Below are 16,604 nucleotides of genomic sequence, written 5' to 3' on the forward strand. Positions count from 1 at the left end.
GGATTCTTTTTTCTGAGCCATTTCCCTTGAGAAATGGCTTTTTGTTTTGATCTTTATGTGAATATGTATGATTTTACCTGTAACGTGGCATCTTCAAGATATTACGCAGTTCCTCCTCCGTGTAGCGCTTATTGCCGCTTTGGAGCAATTTGAATCCACAGACAAGCCGCAATCCGTTCATCGAAAAAAAACGAAGTTCATATACATCCCTGGAGTATCCGGTGAGCTCCATCAATTTGCTTCGTGGCATTCCCTCTGGATAACCATGTTCGATGCTTTTGGATTTATAGAGTTCCGCAAGCTGCTTTTTGCTGAGCCTGCAACGCTCACGCGTACTATAAGCCGGCTTTTGACCAAAAGATTCAATAAAACGATTTAAGCGCTGCCCTGTTTTCCAGACCATCGCACCCGATGTGACACCCATTTTGGCTTCCAGTTCTTTTGTCGTCGGTGCCCTGCCAAGTTCTTTTGCGAGACTGAGGTAATAGTCTTTGATGCTAAACTTGGTAACGGGTATTTTAGTTCCGGCGAGATAACATAAGTTATTCCAGCCAAATTTTTCCTTCAGGTACCAAACCGAGGGATAATTTTCAGGCTTTAGCCGTTTGTAATCTTTATAATATTTGATACGGTGCTTTTTGATCAGCTTGATCACTTTCTCTTTGGCTTCATCTACCGTCATCGTGGTAACCCGAAAGTGAGACTTTAACTTGACGTACTCCAGTACATCGGCCCAGCTGTTGACATTCAGATGCCGGTAATAGGATAATGGATTGTAGAGCCCGTTTTTTCTTGTACAATCTGATATATTCGGCGAACGCCCATGTTTAAGGTAAAATTTGACCAGTGAATTTTTTAGCTTTCCAATGGAAGGAATTCTACGGTCATTGGGAGTAAATCCCGCTGCGGCAATAAACTTGTTCCAGGATCCAAAATAGTTATTTATACTGGATGATTGTGCAGAAAATTCCCTGCGCATTGGAATCCGGCCATTCATTTCGTAAAAATCGCTTACCAGAGCCAATAGCTTGGCTGTGATCTCTTCTTTCGTCCTGGTATTGGGCTTTAGTCCCGCCGCAAGAATAAATTTATTCCAGGAGCCAAAATATCGGCGAGCGATCGTATTGATGTTTTCCATTTCCCGCCGGACCGGAGTTCGGCCATGTTTGACGTGAAATTCGCGCACTTTAGAAAATGCATGGGCAATAATATCTTCCTGTGTTTGTTTCAAATTATTTCTCCTCCTTCCTATACGATGATGCTATTGCCGAGCCAATTGTAACCAAAAATTTTCTCCGGATCCTTAAGATTATTTTCATCTTTAAAATAGATCCATGTGCGCCTCGGGATATGATAACCGATGCTATATTGGACTGGGGTTGGATATTTCTTGAGCAGCCCTCGCGCGACGACTTGTTGCAGCATTGCTTGAAGCCTTTCTGACGTTGTGTGTAGATTGTAGTCGTTGGCAAAATCTGTTACTATTTGAAACAGGGGCCGCGGAAGTAAAAAATAGTCAGTCGTTCGGACAATGGTTGCAACCTGATCACGATGTTTTTTTTGTTTCTCACGTTTTTCTGCGTTAGCAAGACGAATGACTTCTGCGCTTATTTCAGAAGACTCTTCTACTTTCTTAGCTTCGATTGTAGGGGAGATCACTGGCTGTATCTTCCTTGGACTTAACCTTTTGTTAAAATCACAGAAGTCATGGAAATCGATTGATAATGCTGTGCATATTTTGAGGACCGATTCCAATGTAATGGGAATACTGCCCATCTGGTACCCCTTTAATGAGCGAATATTAATGCCCGCCATACGGGCTAACTCCTGTATAGGAAGTTTTGTGAGGCGCAAAATCTCATCGATACGATGTGATACCGAATTAGAAAGTTCGTTTTTAGCTGTTTTTACCATGCTAATATGCTTGAATTAGGTTTACTATAAAACAAGATAAAATGACTGTTAATATAAAGGTAATAATTTTTCTTTAATTTTTCATACCGTATCGTGCCTCGCTTGTTATTGCTTATTTTGAAAGTAAGAAAAGGGGTACGCACAAGGCTGTGGTACCCCGGTTATTAAGGGAAAAAAGGGACAAGATTAATTTTGACGTTTGATACTGATGTTCAGGTAACGGTTATTGTCAAAACCACTCAGGGCATTGACAATAACAACGCCATATTTTTCATCCGGAGTTTTAAAGTAAAACAGGCTTCCTACCTTCAGGTCCTCCAATTTGAGATTGGTGGTTTTACGGGAGATTGCATTAGCCTGTATCACCTGGCCAGAGGTCAAGGTATTTAAAAATGAACTGGCCTGATTATTTTGGATGCCCGAAAAATAAGTCACACGGCCCTTGCCCGCCAGACCGGTAAAGTCAAATGCGCCAAATGGAATAGGGGCAGCCTGTAGGGAATAGATACTGTACTGATATGTAATATTTCCATTAGACTCCACTTTATATGTCCGATACATCCCAAGATCTATTTTCTCCGGATGAAGTTTGGCCTCGGCATAGGTATAGGTTTTACCTTCTACCAGATCAATAAAGCAGGCACTGCTCCGGTTTACGCTATCAGGCATATTGAGCACACGGTTGTTGAGATGAACGTAATCGGACAGTACATTGTAGGTGACAGAGGTATAGCCATCTCCCATAAATACACCTTCTTTGTCAACGGCCATAATCCGGAAGGTGCTCTCGCCGACTTTATCGGCCCGGATCTTATATACATAGCGAAAACTTCTTTTTTCTGTTTCCTCTAATGGTATTTTTAGGACAGCGGCGCCAGCTCCATTATAGAAGATCCAGACCTGGTGCATATCTTTGGATTTGGAGCTGATGGTAAAATCAACGAAAATGGAGTCGCCCACGGCAACATCCTTATAGGTACCGATATTGTGTTCGTTTTCCATGTGAAGCGTGACGGAGACATCTTCAAATAAATTGAAAATATTGTCACCTTCACGTTTACAGGAAAATAATATGCCCAATAGGAGCACAACGAATAAGTAATGTGCTTTCATCTGTAAATAATGAGGTAGAATAGCTGTTAAATAGGAACGGTTCATAACTAATCATTTAATGGGTCAAATGTACCGCCTTCGTAACCGATTGTCTGCTCCAACAAAGGCGAGGAGTTCATAAAGGTATTGGGAAGGGGATAGAAATAATAATAGTCACGGAAGGCAAAGGCGCCATTGGAACTCTCTGCACGCAGGTTGTAAGGATATTTAAAATAGGTCAGTACCGTATCGCGGTTGTTCATATCCAGGCTTTCGCGATGGCGAATACCAGCCGCATTTTTCGATTCGAGCATGTCTTTTGCTGCCCCAGATTTTGCTTCAAATAAATAAGTCTGAATAGTCCCCTGCAAGGTATGCATACGCCTTGTCCGGCGTAGGTCATGATAGCGTTTGCCTTCAAAGGCAAATTCAATCTGCCGCTCGTTCATCATAAGATCACGCATCTGCTCTTTGTTGGATGCCAGCGATAAGCCATAGTCAAAGTTTCCCTGTTCTATTCCGGCGCGCTGGCGAATGCTGCGGACCAGCTCCTTGGCAAGGGAGAGATTGCCCGTTTCGTTGGCTGATTCAGCATAATCCAACATTACCTCAGCAAAACGGATTTCGATCCAGTCCATGCCATTGCCGCCCATATCGTTGGCAATTCCAACAGCTGCGGACGAAAGTGCCGGATTGACAAATTTCTTACAATAAAAAGATTTAATGGAGGATTCATCCGCGGCGTTGCTGTAATTCCATTGTTTTCGTCCCGTCTTACCACTTAAAGGCCATTCGGCACCGTTATAAACAACGGTATGTTTAAATCTGGGATCGCGGTTTTTCCAAAATAGTGCATCGTCATAGCTTGTATTGCTGCTGTTGGCCGGGGTGCCGTCCTGCATGGGGTAGGCGCCTAGCAAGAGGGTCGTAGGCACATAATAATCTGCAGGTGATCCGCCCTCGGATGCAGGACGTGAAGCGCGCTCAACAACCGTGAACCGCTTTGGTGATGTCGCTGAATAGGAACGGACAATCACGGCCTCAGTATTTGCAATGCCTTCTTTTAGAAAGATCTCGTTATAATTGGGCAGCAGTGCATGGCCGGCGGTTTTGCATAGCTCATAGGCTTCTTTGCTTGCCTGCAGCGCTGTCTCCCAACGTTGCGCCTCATAGGGGTGTGCCGGGTTATCTGTAGGGTTGAATTGCGGACTTGCCCAATACAGTAGTGCTTTGGCTTTCAGCGCTGCTGCCGCGGCTTTTGTTATTTTTCCGCGGCCTGTGGCGTCGTCCCACAGCACACCATCGAGATTGACCATGGCCGAATCCAGATCGTTCACGATCTGCCCAAAACAGGCCTTTGCCGACGCTCGGCCCTCCAGTTTCAGGTTATCGGGATTTTGAGGGGCAAGAACCAACGGTACACCGCCGTACAGCCGGGTGAGCTCGAAATAAACCATAGCACGTAAAGCATAAAACTGACCTAAAAATTTTTTCTTTACCTCAGCCGAGAGTGTGCCTGTTGGGATATAGGCAATGGCATTGTTGCAACGGGCGATATCAAAATAACGGTTGTCGCCCACATTGGTACCCTGGTATTTGCTTGCAATGTATTTCACATCATTAAGCGTAATTTCACCGCTTAATCCCAATACTTTTTTGCTAGGGCCATTAGTTCCCGAGAAATAGTTTTCGTCACTGGCATAGTGCATCTGCATGTCATTGGGAGTGATCTCATGGGGATGGGTCGGCATAATCATGGCATAAGTACCTGCCAGATAGAATTCTATTGCGCCTTCGTTGTCCCAGATACGGGCATCAAGACCGCCGTGATCGACCAGCTCAAAAAAATCATCTTTACAGCTTTGGGTCATAAGGACGGTACTGGATGCCATCAGTAGGGCTATGATATAATTAAAATGTCTTTTCATGTCTTTGTATGTTAAATGCCAAAGTTTAAACCAAAGGATATCGTCCGGATCGTCGGGTAGTTATATAAGGACGTAGCGTAAGGGTCACGATGTTTAAACGGTGCGACGATCGTCCATAAGTTATTGCCGGATAGCATCAACTTGAGTGAACGTACATTGATCTTATCGGTAAAATTTTTGGGTACACTCCAGTTAAAAACCATATTGTTGATCCGGATTGTTGTTCCGTCCTTCGCCCAGAATGTCGAGTTCCATTTTCTCATCATGGCCGCATCATCGTAACGGGGGAATCTGCCATCGGGATTCTCCAATGACCAATGGTCTTCCCAAAAGCTGGGTACATTGACTTTATCGGTAGGGGCAGTCATAGCCTGTGATTCATAAAACGCTTTGCCGCCAAAAACTGCACGGAAGTTGGTGTTCAGTGAAAAAGATTTATAGGCTAAACCGATGGTAACACCCGTAGAGAAAATGGGCGATGTATTCTCAAACATGGTGGTGAGATCTTTCTCGGTAATTTTTCCGTCGCCATTGGTATCTTCGTATACTGTCCAGCCGACCTGTGGCACTTTCCCGTCGATGGTATAGTTGGGGTTTTTAGCCAGAAAATTATCCACATCCTGTTGTGTACGCAGCATATCCACATAGATCAGTCCATAATTGCCGGTATTGTATTTGCGGGAGTCGGTACCCATTTCGACCTTCCAGTCGGGATAGGAGAAATCCCAGAGCTGGAACTTATTGAAGTACATCTGCGTGGTATAGCTGCCCGAGTAACCAAAATTCATGTTGGTGGATAGCTTAAGCCCATTGGAAAATGTATTTTGGTAACCCAGAGAGAATTCAGTTCCCCAGCCTTTGCGTTTTTGATAATTAACCACCGGTGCTTTGAATCCGGCATACATCGGGAAATTCTCGTCATTCCCTTTGTCAAATACATCGTAGGAATCGCGGAAGTAATACTCGAATCCGAAACTCAGTTTATTATCAAACCAGCGCGATTCAATACCAAAGTTAAACGTGCGGTGTTTTTCCCAGGAGATATCCGGATTGGCAATGATGGTCGGGTTGAGGGAGGCCACTGGGGTTTCGCCATAGAGGTAACCCGTATTGACCAGGTCTACACTAAAGCGGTCCTGCCACAATCGCGCCGTCACACGGTCCTCGCCCACAAGCCCGTAATTGGCCCGCACCTTTAGATAGCTGATGTAGTTCAGGTCTTTAAAGAAGTTTTCTTCGCTGACTACCCAACCAGTCGCGACTGTGGGAAACAATCCCCATATATTGCCCTTTGCAAAACGCGAGGATGCGTCCAGGCGGGTGATCACCTCCACGAGGTATTTTTTCTTGTAGTCATAATTGAAGCGGCCAAAGACAGAACGTTTGACGGCCTCTTCAATGTTGCGCCCATTATTGGTAAAAGTAGATTGGTCGAAAGCCCAATATTCATCCAGATTCAATAGCTGTTGGTTGGTCCAATAGGCCGATAATCCCTCGGAATTGGATGCTGACTGCTCCGCGCCAAGCAGCACAGCCATATTGTGATCGCCGAAGCTATTGGCATATTGTAACACGAGATTACCCTGATAACTGCTTCCCTTGCCCAGTGAGGGAGCAATTTTTGTTTTGTTGCCATCCATACGAAAGGTGGAATTGACGGTATTGGTATAGAGCAAGTTGTTATTGCCCCAACGTACAAAGTCGTATAGGTCGTAGGCCGGAAGGTATTCCTGACCACTGGATGATGTGCCGGAATGCGACACCTGGATACGTGCATTAAAACCTTTCAAGGCCTTCGGAGCATAATTTAGCGAGGCATTGATGCTATAGTTTGTATTGTTCTGCTTTTGATAATAACCTGAATTAATAATGGCCAATGGATTGGTGTTGCTATTGGCGTTGATGTTATTAAAGTTGACGGGCAGACCATCGATCTGAATAGGTACCCATTGCGGGGTGGTAATCAGGGTTTGGTAGAAATTTTGGTCGCGGTCATCAGACAGGCTATTTTGGCTGTTGGTTTTGGTATTATTGACGTTAAAAGCCACATCTGCTTTCAGTCCATCGATGATTTCGGCATTGAATCCCGACCGAAAGGAATATTTTTGTTGGCTCATGCCGGCATAATTGCCATTTTCCTTTTGGTAACTGCCCCCTGCAAAGAAGGTGACTTTTTCACTGCCACCGGAAATAGACAGATTGTGGCGCTCCATCCTGGAAGATTTCCACAATTCGTCATACCAGCTTTTGTAAGGATTGGTTTTGAGATAGGCGAGATCTTCATCTGAAAAGAATAAAGTAGGCTGCGCATTGTTAAGGGCATAGGTTTCGTTCAATAATTTGGCATGCTGATAGGCCGAAAGCATTTTGGGCTTAACGGTGGCGTCTGAGACACCCATATAACCGTTGTAGCTCAGTTGTGTCTTGCCGGCCTGTCCTCGCTTAGTGGTAACAAGGATAACTCCCTTTGCGCCCGAAGCGCCATAAATAGCTGCTGAAGCATCTTTTAATATCGATATATTCTCGACCATGGAGGCGTCCAGATTTTCAAAAACATCGGATGTGGAGATGATTCCGTCAATGACATATAAGGGTTCGTTTGTCACACCCTGCAACTTGGCCTGATCGGAGGCAAAGGCGTTCCGGACGTTTAATGTAACTGCTGCCCCCGGCCGGCCGGATGATTCACTGACACCCAGTCCTGCAACGCGATCCCGCAACGCTGCCGCAATATTTGCTGCCGGGATATCCTGGATTTCTTTGGGATCGACAGAAGCCACAGCGCCTAGTACCTCACCGCGTTTTTTTGTACCATAGCCTACCACGACGACTTCATCAATACTCGTATTGGATTCAAGCCGGATGGTGATGTTTGTTTTTCCGGTCATGTCTATCTCCTGCACTTTATAGCCAATGTAGCTGACAATAATGACCTGATTATCGGCAGGCAGATTGATATGAAACACACCGTCTTCGCCTGTTTTGACCCCGGCTTTACTGCCTTTGACCAAAATCGTAGCACCGTAGACGGGTTTGCCGTCCGGATCCAGTACACGCCCTGTGATGCCGGCCAATTTACTGCTCAGCAAAATTGGGCTTGCTGTAAATGGATTTGCGAATAAAGGGCTGGGGGAAAGTGCAATCAACGGGCACAGCAATTTGATACTTCTTTTCAGTAGCGATCTCGTAAAAAATTGGTAATTCATACAGTTCAATTTGTTTTATAATTGGTTTTTCGAGAAAGTAAATGATTACTTTAATTATTGGTTAATAGGTTCTTTCAGGTTACGGCAATTCCATATAATGGATAGATAGTTTTAAGCAGAAAATAGGATCTGAAAGAGCTACAGTACAATAATGCAATTAAACTTTTATTCCACTGTCCTGAACTGTTGGTAACACACAAAAAAAGCCTGCTCTACGAATAGAACAGGCGTTAAGTATAAAGGTAGGGGTGATTTTACTAGTTTGCCGTTAATGCGACGGCATTGAGTTGTCTGGAAGTCCCATCCGGACCTACGGCAACGATATTGTCAAAGATCACACGTGTTCCCGGCACGATGCCATTCAGGGCCGAGGACATGCTTGAACTTAATTGACCGCCCGAGGTAGACAGTACGATCGCATCTGCACGGGGTTTGGCGATAATCATGGTAAACTTGGTCACTTTGAATGTAGCGTCAAAATCAAAATTATCCAGTTTCGCAAAGAGTGCATTTTGTGCTTTCAGCGCTACTGTTGCCATAGAACCACCTGTTTTACCGGCAAATTTGGCAATCGGATCCGGGATTCGCTTGACGCGGAATTCGGTCGAACTCAGAGTCTGTGTTTTTCCCGGAGCCACCTCTGCAGCTACAGAGATATGCGCTGTGCCCGGTGAGCTCACCCGCACATTATATTTGCCGCCGCCCGCAGGGGATATGCTTCCGCCGCTCATGCTTACCCGCACTTTATCGGTAGGTGTGCCCGGGGCAGAAACAGAAATCGGATTATTGACGCCGATATACAGCACATTCATTTTATCCGGTGATACCACGGCCGAAGGACGGGCGACCTGATAGGTCTGCTGTGGTGTGCGGTATTCTTTAAATGATCCGTCTGTCTGTTTTACTTTAATCACTCCGGTCCAGCTAAAAATACCTTCGCGGTTGGTCGGTACGGAGTATACCCCTTTGCCGTCCACAATCTGTAATGCCGAACCGTTGACAGAGATAGCCGGTTCGGACTTGGAATCGGATGCGGTTAAAAAGACTTCGGCTTTGTAAGGCTGTCCCTGTACCAAATAAGACGTGGGAGCAACGGCTACTGCAGCAAATTTGTCCAGATTGACCACAGCCTGATCCATTTTGCCCAGAATGATCTTCACCACATCAGACTCGGCATTTTGTGCATCGGTCTGGATCTTTGTCAGTATGGTCATCGCTGCGGTCAATGGCGTGCCACTGCCGAAATTGATCTCTTCCCAGGATCTTTTGCCATTCACCGACTTCTCTGGATTCTTGGCTTCAAGGGAAAAAGAAACCATTTTTTGCTCTTCAGGTGTCAGCAATGCCAATAATTTGGAACGGGTTTCATTAATCTTGTCCTTCAGAATCGTTCCTTTTTTCTCATTGATCATCAGATTGGGAGAGATATCTTCATTTTCCCGTTTGACAAGGTCTCCCTTTTCTTCATCGTATCCGCCGCCCTGTTTGACAAATTCTTCTTTCAGGGACAGAATATATTTGTCGAGTTCGCCAATAATAGCCTGTGCTTTTTTTGCTTTATCGTAAATAGGTTTGGCCCTTGCGGGTTCCTCCTTTAATTTGGTGTTTTCAAATGCAGCGAATAGCTGTTGTACAGCGGTGTTGACATTTGACTTGGATGTTTCGAGACTGTTGTTGATATTTTTGAATGCATCCAAGATTGAATCCGGTACATTGAGTGCCAGTAAAGCAAGCAAGACCAGATAGAGGATGCCGATCATCCGCTGTCTTGGCGTTTCTCTTCCTAATGCCATTTTTTCAGATTTAAGTAATACAAGGATAAATTATACACGAGGCTGGTTCATGGCGCTCAGCATATTGCCGTAAATGGCATTTAATGCATTCAGATTTTTCGCCAGTTTGCCCACTTCTTCTTTAAATGCTTTGGAGTCATCCAGTGATTCGTTGAAGTTTTGCATGGTATAGCTTAAGTTCTCATAAAACTTATTCATGGACTGCAGGTGTGATGCGGAGTCACGTAATTCACGCTCATACATGGCATTGAGCTGACCAAGATTAGTTGTCAGATTTTTCACCTGGTCGTGGTAATTTGCCGTATCACCGGAGGTATTTGACATCGCTACAAGGTTTTCCGAAGCTTTTTCAAAAGCAGAGCTCAGGTGGTCAAATTTTGATGTTGCGGTGCGCAGTTTCTGTGTAAATTCTTCCGTTGCCAGCGAAACGTCAGACAGTTTGTTGATGGCCGATACCTTCTCGCTGAAATCGCGTAATCCACGTCCCAGGTTTTCAATACTCGCCGGTTCGATATTAGCATCCGCAAACATTTTGTCCAATGCGGCAGTAGCGGAAGGTCCTGCAGGTTGCGCCACTACGGTTTTACCCCTGACAGGTAGCTCTCCATTGAAGTTGTCATCCAGTTCAGGATAAACACGGCTCCAGTCAGGTTCTGGTGCAGGGGGATTGAAACCCATCAGAAAGAAAAGGAGGGCTTCCACGCCGAGTCCGATACCAATCATATAGTTGGCGGTGCTGCCGCCGATATGGAGGATTTTGAACAGTACCCCGATGATAACGATACTCGCTCCCCAGGATATAGCCACGTTAAGCCATCTTGAATTGTCTTTTTTCTTGCTCATAGTTTTTGATGTGTGTTTGGTTCTAATTCTTTGTGGATAGTTTTATTTTATTTTGTTAAATCCATCTGTATAAAACGGATTTGTACCTTTAATAGTATGCATGATCAATTATGGCACCTCCATTTCGTGTTGATTATATAACAGAGCTGCTTGTTTCAAAAAATATACCAAAGATGAATCTTGATCTAATTTTATGCTCTTAGGTGATCCATTTGTGATAGCAAATGGTATTTTCTCAAAATAAAACAAACGTTACCTCTGCCCAACAGTTATACATAGTAGTAATTTATATGTAGTGCAATAGAAAATTATAACGTTATGACCGAAGTATTAATCCAACTTTCACAGAACTGGCCTGTATGGCTCTGGAATATGGCATTAATCCTATTTTCATTCCTGATCGGTATTCTCATAAAAATGTTGTTTATACCCCTGTTGCGAAGGCAGGCGATCGAGCAGTCTTCTTATTCCCTGTTCCGTTCATTCATTCGCCGATTCAACAGGATATTGAGTATTTTTATTCCCTTGCTGGTCTTTAACAGTTTACTTCCTTTTGCGCATTTTAATGCCAGAACTTTACAGGTGGTGACCAAAATCAACGAGATATTGTTAGTCAGCTTTTTCGCCTTGGCGTTGATTCAGGCGATCAAAGTATTTGAAGATTATCTGTACCATCGCTTTGATGTCAACAAGGAGAATAACTTACGTGAGCGGAAGGTCAGGACACAGATCGTTTTTATCCGCAAAGTGGTGGTGACCATCATTATTGTGGTCGCACTGGCGATTGTATTATTAAGTTTCGAAAGCATGCAAAAGATCGGTGCAGGATTGCTGACTGGTGTGGGGGTCGGCGGTATTATCATTGGCTTTGCGGCACAGAAATCACTTGGGAATCTGCTGGCGGGTTTTCAAATCGCATTTACACAGCCCATACGAATGGACGATGTGCTTGTGGTAGAAGGGGAATGGGGAAAGGTTGAGGAAATCAACCTCACTTATGTGGTGGTCAATATCTGGGACAAGCGTCGTCTGGTACTGCCGATCACCTATTTTATCGAGAAACCTTTTCAGAACTGGACGCGGACTACAGCTGAGATATTGGGAACGGTTTTTATCTACACCGATTTTACCATCCCCGTGCAGCAGCTTCGGGAGAAGTTGACGGTCTTGCTCGCCGGGCATCCCTTATGGGATGGTCAAGTGAATGTCTTGCAGGTGACTGATATTAGGGAGCAGACCATGGAGATACGCTGCTTGATGAGCTGCCGTAATTCAGGGCAAGCTTTTGATCTCCGCTGTTACATACGTGAACAGATGATCGACTATATCAAGTCCAATTTTCCGGATGCCCTGTCCAAAACACGTGTCGATTACACCGCGAAAGAAATTAAAGCGTAACCCTTTTTATGGGATCTTCCTGCCGGTCAGTGATTGGACACGGAAATGTCTTGTTCAGGCCATATCTTTGTGATATAATTTTGAAATTAATATGCAGATCATATTTTTTGTTTTGTCGGGACTCTTGATTCTCCTTAGCTTGCTTCCTTTTATCCGGTGCCAGCACTGGGTCTTTCGTGTGGCCGAATTTGTGAAATTGCAGCTGCTGGTTTTTCAGGTACCGGTACTGGCCTGGGGATTTTATCTTGTTGCGGACGCTCCCTGGATATGGAGCATACAGATCCTTCAGGCGCTGTTGATTGGCTATCACGTATTTATCTTGGTACGCTACACCAAATTTTGGAGGAAAGAAATATATGAAAAGGGGAAAGACGCTTCAGATAGTATTAAAATTATATCCTGTAATATCTTGCAATTCAATAAAGAGTACGGCCGTTTTATAGATCTGATCCGGAAAGAGCAACCGCAGATTTTTGTGACAATGGAAAGTGATGCGGTTTGGGAAAATGCCTTGCGTGAATTGGAATCAGACTATCCTAATGTGGTCAAAGTGACCTTGGATAATACTTATGGCATGCATTTTTACACCAAGCTCAAGGTCAATAAAAGTTGGGTGCACTACTTTGTCGCTGATGATATTCCGAGTATCGAGGCTGAATTGGAGACAGAAGACGGTCACCGTTTTATATTTTTTGCGGTGCATCCACCGCCACCAAGTCCTACGGAAGAAGAGAACTCCAAGGAACGGGATGGTGATCTGCTCAGCGTGGCGAAAAAGGTGCGCAATTATAAAATGCCGGTAGTGGTGACGGGCGATTTTAACAATGTGGCCTGGGCAAGGTCCTCAGTCCTGTTTAAAAAAACAAGCAAGCTCATCGATGCACGGATCGGACGTGGCATCTTATCGACTTTTCATGCCAATTATTGGTTTTTCAGGGTTCCGCTGGATCTGCTGTTTCATAGTCCAAATGTATTCATAGACAAGCTGTTTATTTATCCTTCGGTAGGTTCTGATCACTTTCCCATGGGCTGTACCTTCTTTATAGATCGCTATTCGGATGAGCAGGCGGAAGATATCGAAGAACTTGAAAAGGGAGAAATGAGCGAAGTCAATGAACTGATCGCGGAGGGACGCAAAGAGGAGAGTGACAACCGTGAATAGTTTGCGCATGCGATGGGCTCCCTGATTCTGGCTATTGTCCGATCCGTAGTTGATATTCCTTTGCTGCCGCAACAGAGAAATAGCCCAATGCGTTGTTGGAAATATTGGATTTCGGATTCCCGGGTGCGGCGTTGCTGAGATTGTTGCTTTGGTACTCGTTCCAATATTGATAGGTTTTCTGGTCCACACAATAGCGGCGTATTGTAATTGTGTCACCAAGGGATAGGTCTTCCTCCTGGTCGGTTATATAATGGGTTACTTTCAGTCCGTCGTTAAATTGGTCGGACTCTGCCCGTGCAAAACGAAAGGGACCCCCATTGGTGGAGAGGGTATAAATATAATAATTGGAAATTTTAGCCGGATCTTTAAAGGTCAGTGCCGCAAAATAATAATTTTCTCCGCCGAGATTTTTTTCGGAAATATGGGTTGACTCCACGGCAACATAGGTGGGCATCCGGCAGGTAGAGCCATATTGCTGCTTTTGGACCTCAACATGCAACGTATAGGTCCGGCCGGAAAGGGGCTTAAAGGTACGATGGATATAATAGCCGTCTTTCTCATATTGAAAGGAGTAGTTCCTATTTTCATTGTCTTTGACCCATACCGTTGCTCCTTTGATCCCGGAAGTATTGATGGGATCGTCGAATCCGACAGATCGTGAAATGCGTATCCGCTGAACTGAACTGGCATCGGATAGCTGGGCATCAATAACAATGCGTGCGGCAGCCTCATTGAGATCAAGGTCCATTTTTTCCTCACAGGAAGAAATCAGCAACAACAGAACGCATAGGATAAAAGACAGTTTAACATTCATAAGGTCTAAAATTTAAAGTTCCAGGTGACGGAAGGAATGATTCCGAATAAAACAATTTTGTAAGCTTCGGTGAGATTGGGGTTGTCCTTATTTTCCCGAAAGTCAATGGTATAAGCATTTTTGCGGTTGTAGGCATTGTATATGCCAATTGTCCAGCTCGAATGAAAGCGTTTGCCGGTTTTATTGGGGGCGTAAGTCGCTGACAGGTCCAGGCGGTGATAGTCAGGCATGCGGTAACCGTTCCGCTCGGTGTAGTAGAACATGGATTTGCCGTTGACAAGGTATTTTCCGCTTGGAAAGGTAACGGCATTTCCGGTGTTGAAGACAAATGTTCCGCTGACTGTCCAGCTGTCCGAAAGGGCATAATTGGCCACAACTGCGAAGTCGTGTGTGCGATCCTGCCGAGCATTGAACCATTTTCCGTCATTGATTCCGTTAAATTTACGTCGGCTTTTGGAAAGGGTATAGCTGATCCAGCCTTTAAGACGGCCGCTGTTCTTGCGCAGGTGCCCCTCCAGGCCGTAAGCCCGGCCGATACCAAAGAGCAGCTCCCCTTCGAAATAGGCATCCGCCTGTAAGGTGGCCCCATTGCGTACGTCAATTTGATTGCCCAGACGTTTATAATAGGCTTCGACCGAAAAATCGTACTGCTTGTTCACAAAAGTACGGAAGTAACCAAGGACAGCCTGGTCTACGCGCTGTGGTTTGATATGGAGACTACTGAGTACATACCGATCGGTGGGCAGGCTGGCGGTGGTATTGGTCAATTGATGCAGGTTCTGCACGATGCGGTTGTACGAGGCTTTTAAGCTGCTGCGTTCATCCAGCATCAGACTGGCGGAAAGACGTGGTTCCAGATTGATATAGTGTTTGGCAATCTGGCTGTTATCCCGTTTTTCGGAAACAGGCTGTCCGTTTTTGTCAAATTGATAGAAAGTCCGTTTGCCCAGGACCATAAAATCATGGACATGGATACCGTACTGTAACGACAGGCTGGTGGTAGCTTTCCATTCGTGGGAGATATAACCACCGAGATCAATACCGCGCTGGCTTTCAATGGCCGTCGGATTGACAGACTGATTTTTGCCCGAAGAGAGATTGGCCGGCCGGATGGACTGTGCCAGTGCGCTTACCCCCAGCCGGATGGTATTATTAACATTCGCATAATAGGAAAAATCCTGCTTAGCATTGACGTTCCGGATGTTGGAGACCATCTGAAAATCGATCTGCTCGCTGGAAACACCGGCCTGATAATTGAATCCGCTATAGATAAGTGAGGTGTTGCTGGATATTTTATTGCTAAAGCGGTGGTTCAACCGTGCCGTCGCTGTGGTATTCCCCCAGAAAAGATGAAATAGGTCGCTGTACTTTAATCTGTCTTTGCCATGATAGCCTGATAGATATAGGTTGGATTTCTTGCCCAGACTAAAACTGAGCTTGGCATTCAGATCATAGAAATACAGACTATTCTTATCCATGTCTTTGCTTTTCGCCAGTTTTAAAAAGGAATCGGCATAGGAACGGCGGGCACTGAATAGAAAGGAGCTCTTGTCTTTTGCAATTGGGCCCTCCAGTTTGAGCCGCGAAGCAACTATACCCAGGCCGCCTTCGCCGGAGAACTGCTTTTTGTTGCCATTCAACATGGAAATATCCAGTACAGAAGATAGACGTCCGCCATATTGGGCCGGTATGCCGCCCTTATAGAGCTGTACATCCTCGATCGCATCCGAATTAAAGGTAGAGAAAAATCCGAGGAGATGCGAAGCATTATACACGGTAGCCTGATCAAGGAGGATCAAGTTTTGTCCACCGTCACCACCGCGCACATGAAAATTGGCAGAGCCTTCACCAGCGCTCTGTACACCGGGCAACAACTGTATGGTTTTAACGAGGTCTTTCTCGCCAAAGATGACGGGGACATCTTTAATATCCTTCATATTGAGATGAGCCGTGCTCATCTGTGGATCGTCGATGGCTTCGCCCTTTTCTTTGGCTGATACGACGACCTCGTCCATTCGCTTGGTAAGGGGCTGTAACGCAAAGTTTTTTTCAAGTGTCTGCCGTAATTCGATCGTCGCTACCTGTTGCCGATAGCCCGTGTAACTTACCGTTACCAGGTGAATACCTTTAGGAACCGTGATCTGATAATGTCCTTGCTGGTCTGTGGTCGTGCGTATGCCGTCCTTTATGGTAATAATGGCTCCGCGTAGCGGTGTTTGAGTAACGGAATCGCGAATGGAGCCACTTAGCAGTGCGTCTTGTGCGGAGGCAAGGAAAGGGGATAGTACAATTGAAATGGGAAGAAAACAGGAAATAATCGAGCTCATTTTTAACGCTGGTCTGGTTGATTTCTGAACAATAAAAAACGGAATGACGTATTAACCCTTTATTAATATTTATTGCTATAGTTTAAACGATTTTAGCTGCATAGTACTCTCTTTTATTGATGTGGTT

At 45.0% G+C, this 16,604-nt stretch carries 11 protein-coding genes; 2 read left to right on the top strand and 9 right to left on the bottom strand.

Going from position 1 to position 16,604, the window contains the following annotated elements:
- Positions 1 to 73: 73 nt before the first annotated feature.
- The 7 genes from ABTV71_RS01305 to gldL form a co-directional block, all read right to left on the bottom strand.
- Positions 74 to 1,231 carry a homing endonuclease associated repeat-containing protein gene (locus ABTV71_RS01305; RefSeq protein ID WP_433902018.1) on the bottom strand — a complete coding sequence of 386 codons (1,158 nt, stop codon included), beginning with the start codon at positions 1,229 to 1,231 and terminating at the stop codon, positions 74 to 76.
- A gap of 17 nt (positions 1,232 to 1,248) precedes the next feature.
- On the bottom strand, positions 1,249 to 1,914 hold the full coding sequence (locus ABTV71_RS01310; RefSeq protein ID WP_433902019.1) for a helix-turn-helix domain-containing protein: 666 nt from the start codon (positions 1,912 to 1,914) through the stop codon (positions 1,249 to 1,251).
- Positions 1,915 to 2,100: 186 nt separating this feature from the next.
- Positions 2,101 to 3,072: a hypothetical protein gene (locus ABTV71_RS01315; RefSeq protein WP_121126902.1), complete on the bottom strand. Its 972-nt coding sequence runs from the start codon at positions 3,070 to 3,072 to the stop codon at positions 2,101 to 2,103.
- A gap of 2 nt (positions 3,073 to 3,074) precedes the next feature.
- Positions 3,075 to 4,934, bottom strand: coding sequence for a RagB/SusD family nutrient uptake outer membrane protein (locus ABTV71_RS01320; protein WP_433902020.1), 1,860 nt, complete (start codon positions 4,932 to 4,934; stop codon positions 3,075 to 3,077).
- Between the two features lie 11 nt (positions 4,935 to 4,945).
- Positions 4,946 to 8,140 carry a SusC/RagA family TonB-linked outer membrane protein gene (locus ABTV71_RS01325; protein ID WP_433902021.1) on the bottom strand — a complete coding sequence of 1,065 codons (3,195 nt, stop codon included), beginning with the start codon at positions 8,138 to 8,140 and terminating at the stop codon, positions 4,946 to 4,948.
- Positions 8,141 to 8,397: 257 nt separating this feature from the next.
- The gene (gldM, locus tag ABTV71_RS01330) at positions 8,398 to 9,933 is read right to left on the bottom strand and encodes a gliding motility protein GldM (protein ID WP_121126905.1); all 1,536 of its coding nucleotides are present in this window, start codon (positions 9,931 to 9,933) and stop codon (positions 8,398 to 8,400) included.
- Between the two features lie 30 nt (positions 9,934 to 9,963).
- On the bottom strand, positions 9,964 to 10,776 hold the full coding sequence (gene gldL / locus ABTV71_RS01335) for a gliding motility protein GldL (RefSeq protein WP_121126906.1): 813 nt from the start codon (positions 10,774 to 10,776) through the stop codon (positions 9,964 to 9,966).
- A gap of 318 nt (positions 10,777 to 11,094) precedes the next feature.
- Here gldL and ABTV71_RS01340 point away from each other — a divergent pair, with 318 nt between their 5' ends.
- Entirely contained in the window at positions 11,095 to 12,174 is a 1,080-nt protein-coding gene (locus tag ABTV71_RS01340) for a mechanosensitive ion channel family protein (protein ID WP_433902022.1), read from the top strand.
- Between the two features lie 91 nt (positions 12,175 to 12,265).
- Positions 12,266 to 13,336 carry an endonuclease/exonuclease/phosphatase family protein gene (locus tag ABTV71_RS01345; protein WP_433902023.1) on the top strand — a complete coding sequence of 357 codons (1,071 nt, stop codon included), beginning with the start codon at positions 12,266 to 12,268 and terminating at the stop codon, positions 13,334 to 13,336.
- Between the two features lie 31 nt (positions 13,337 to 13,367).
- Here ABTV71_RS01345 and ABTV71_RS01350 read toward each other — a convergent pair whose 3' ends face one another.
- Both ABTV71_RS01350 and ABTV71_RS01355 read right to left on the bottom strand, forming a co-directional pair.
- Entirely contained in the window at positions 13,368 to 14,150 is a 783-nt protein-coding gene (locus ABTV71_RS01350; protein WP_433902024.1) for a DUF4249 domain-containing protein, read from the bottom strand.
- Between the two features lie 5 nt (positions 14,151 to 14,155).
- Complete coding sequence (locus ABTV71_RS01355; RefSeq protein ID WP_433902025.1) at positions 14,156 to 16,477, bottom strand: TonB-dependent receptor; 2,322 nt, start codon at positions 16,475 to 16,477, stop codon at positions 14,156 to 14,158.
- Between the last annotated feature and the right edge of the window lie 127 nt (positions 16,478 to 16,604).

Origin of the sequence: Sphingobacterium puteale (genome assembly GCF_050986225.1) — a bacterium.
GTDB classification, from domain to species: domain Bacteria; phylum Bacteroidota; class Bacteroidia; order Sphingobacteriales; family Sphingobacteriaceae; genus Sphingobacterium; species Sphingobacterium puteale.

What these genes read in the sequence shown, in the direction of transcription:
- ABTV71_RS01310 (WP_433902019.1), bottom strand. Translation starts at nt 1,914, where the DNA reads ATGGTAAAAACAGCTAAAAACGAACTTTCTAATTCGGTATCACATCGT.
- ABTV71_RS01315 (WP_121126902.1), bottom strand. Translation starts at nt 3,072, where the DNA reads ATGAACCGTTCCTATTTAACAGCTATTCTACCTCATTATTTACAGATG.
- ABTV71_RS01320 (WP_433902020.1), bottom strand. Translation starts at nt 4,934, where the DNA reads ATGAAAAGACATTTTAATTATATCATAGCCCTACTGATGGCATCCAGT.
- ABTV71_RS01325 (WP_433902021.1), bottom strand. Translation starts at nt 8,140, where the DNA reads ATGAATTACCAATTTTTTACGAGATCGCTACTGAAAAGAAGTATCAAA.
- gldM (WP_121126905.1), bottom strand. Translation starts at nt 9,933, where the DNA reads ATGGCATTAGGAAGAGAAACGCCAAGACAGCGGATGATCGGCATCCTC.
- gldL (WP_121126906.1), bottom strand. Translation starts at nt 10,776, where the DNA reads ATGAGCAAGAAAAAAGACAATTCAAGATGGCTTAACGTGGCTATATCC.
- ABTV71_RS01340 (WP_433902022.1), top strand. Translation starts at nt 11,095, where the DNA reads ATGACCGAAGTATTAATCCAACTTTCACAGAACTGGCCTGTATGGCTC.
- ABTV71_RS01345 (WP_433902023.1), top strand. Translation starts at nt 12,266, where the DNA reads ATGCAGATCATATTTTTTGTTTTGTCGGGACTCTTGATTCTCCTTAGC.
- ABTV71_RS01350 (WP_433902024.1), bottom strand. Translation starts at nt 14,150, where the DNA reads ATGAATGTTAAACTGTCTTTTATCCTATGCGTTCTGTTGTTGCTGATT.
- ABTV71_RS01355 (WP_433902025.1), bottom strand. Translation starts at nt 16,477, where the DNA reads ATGAGCTCGATTATTTCCTGTTTTCTTCCCATTTCAATTGTACTATCC.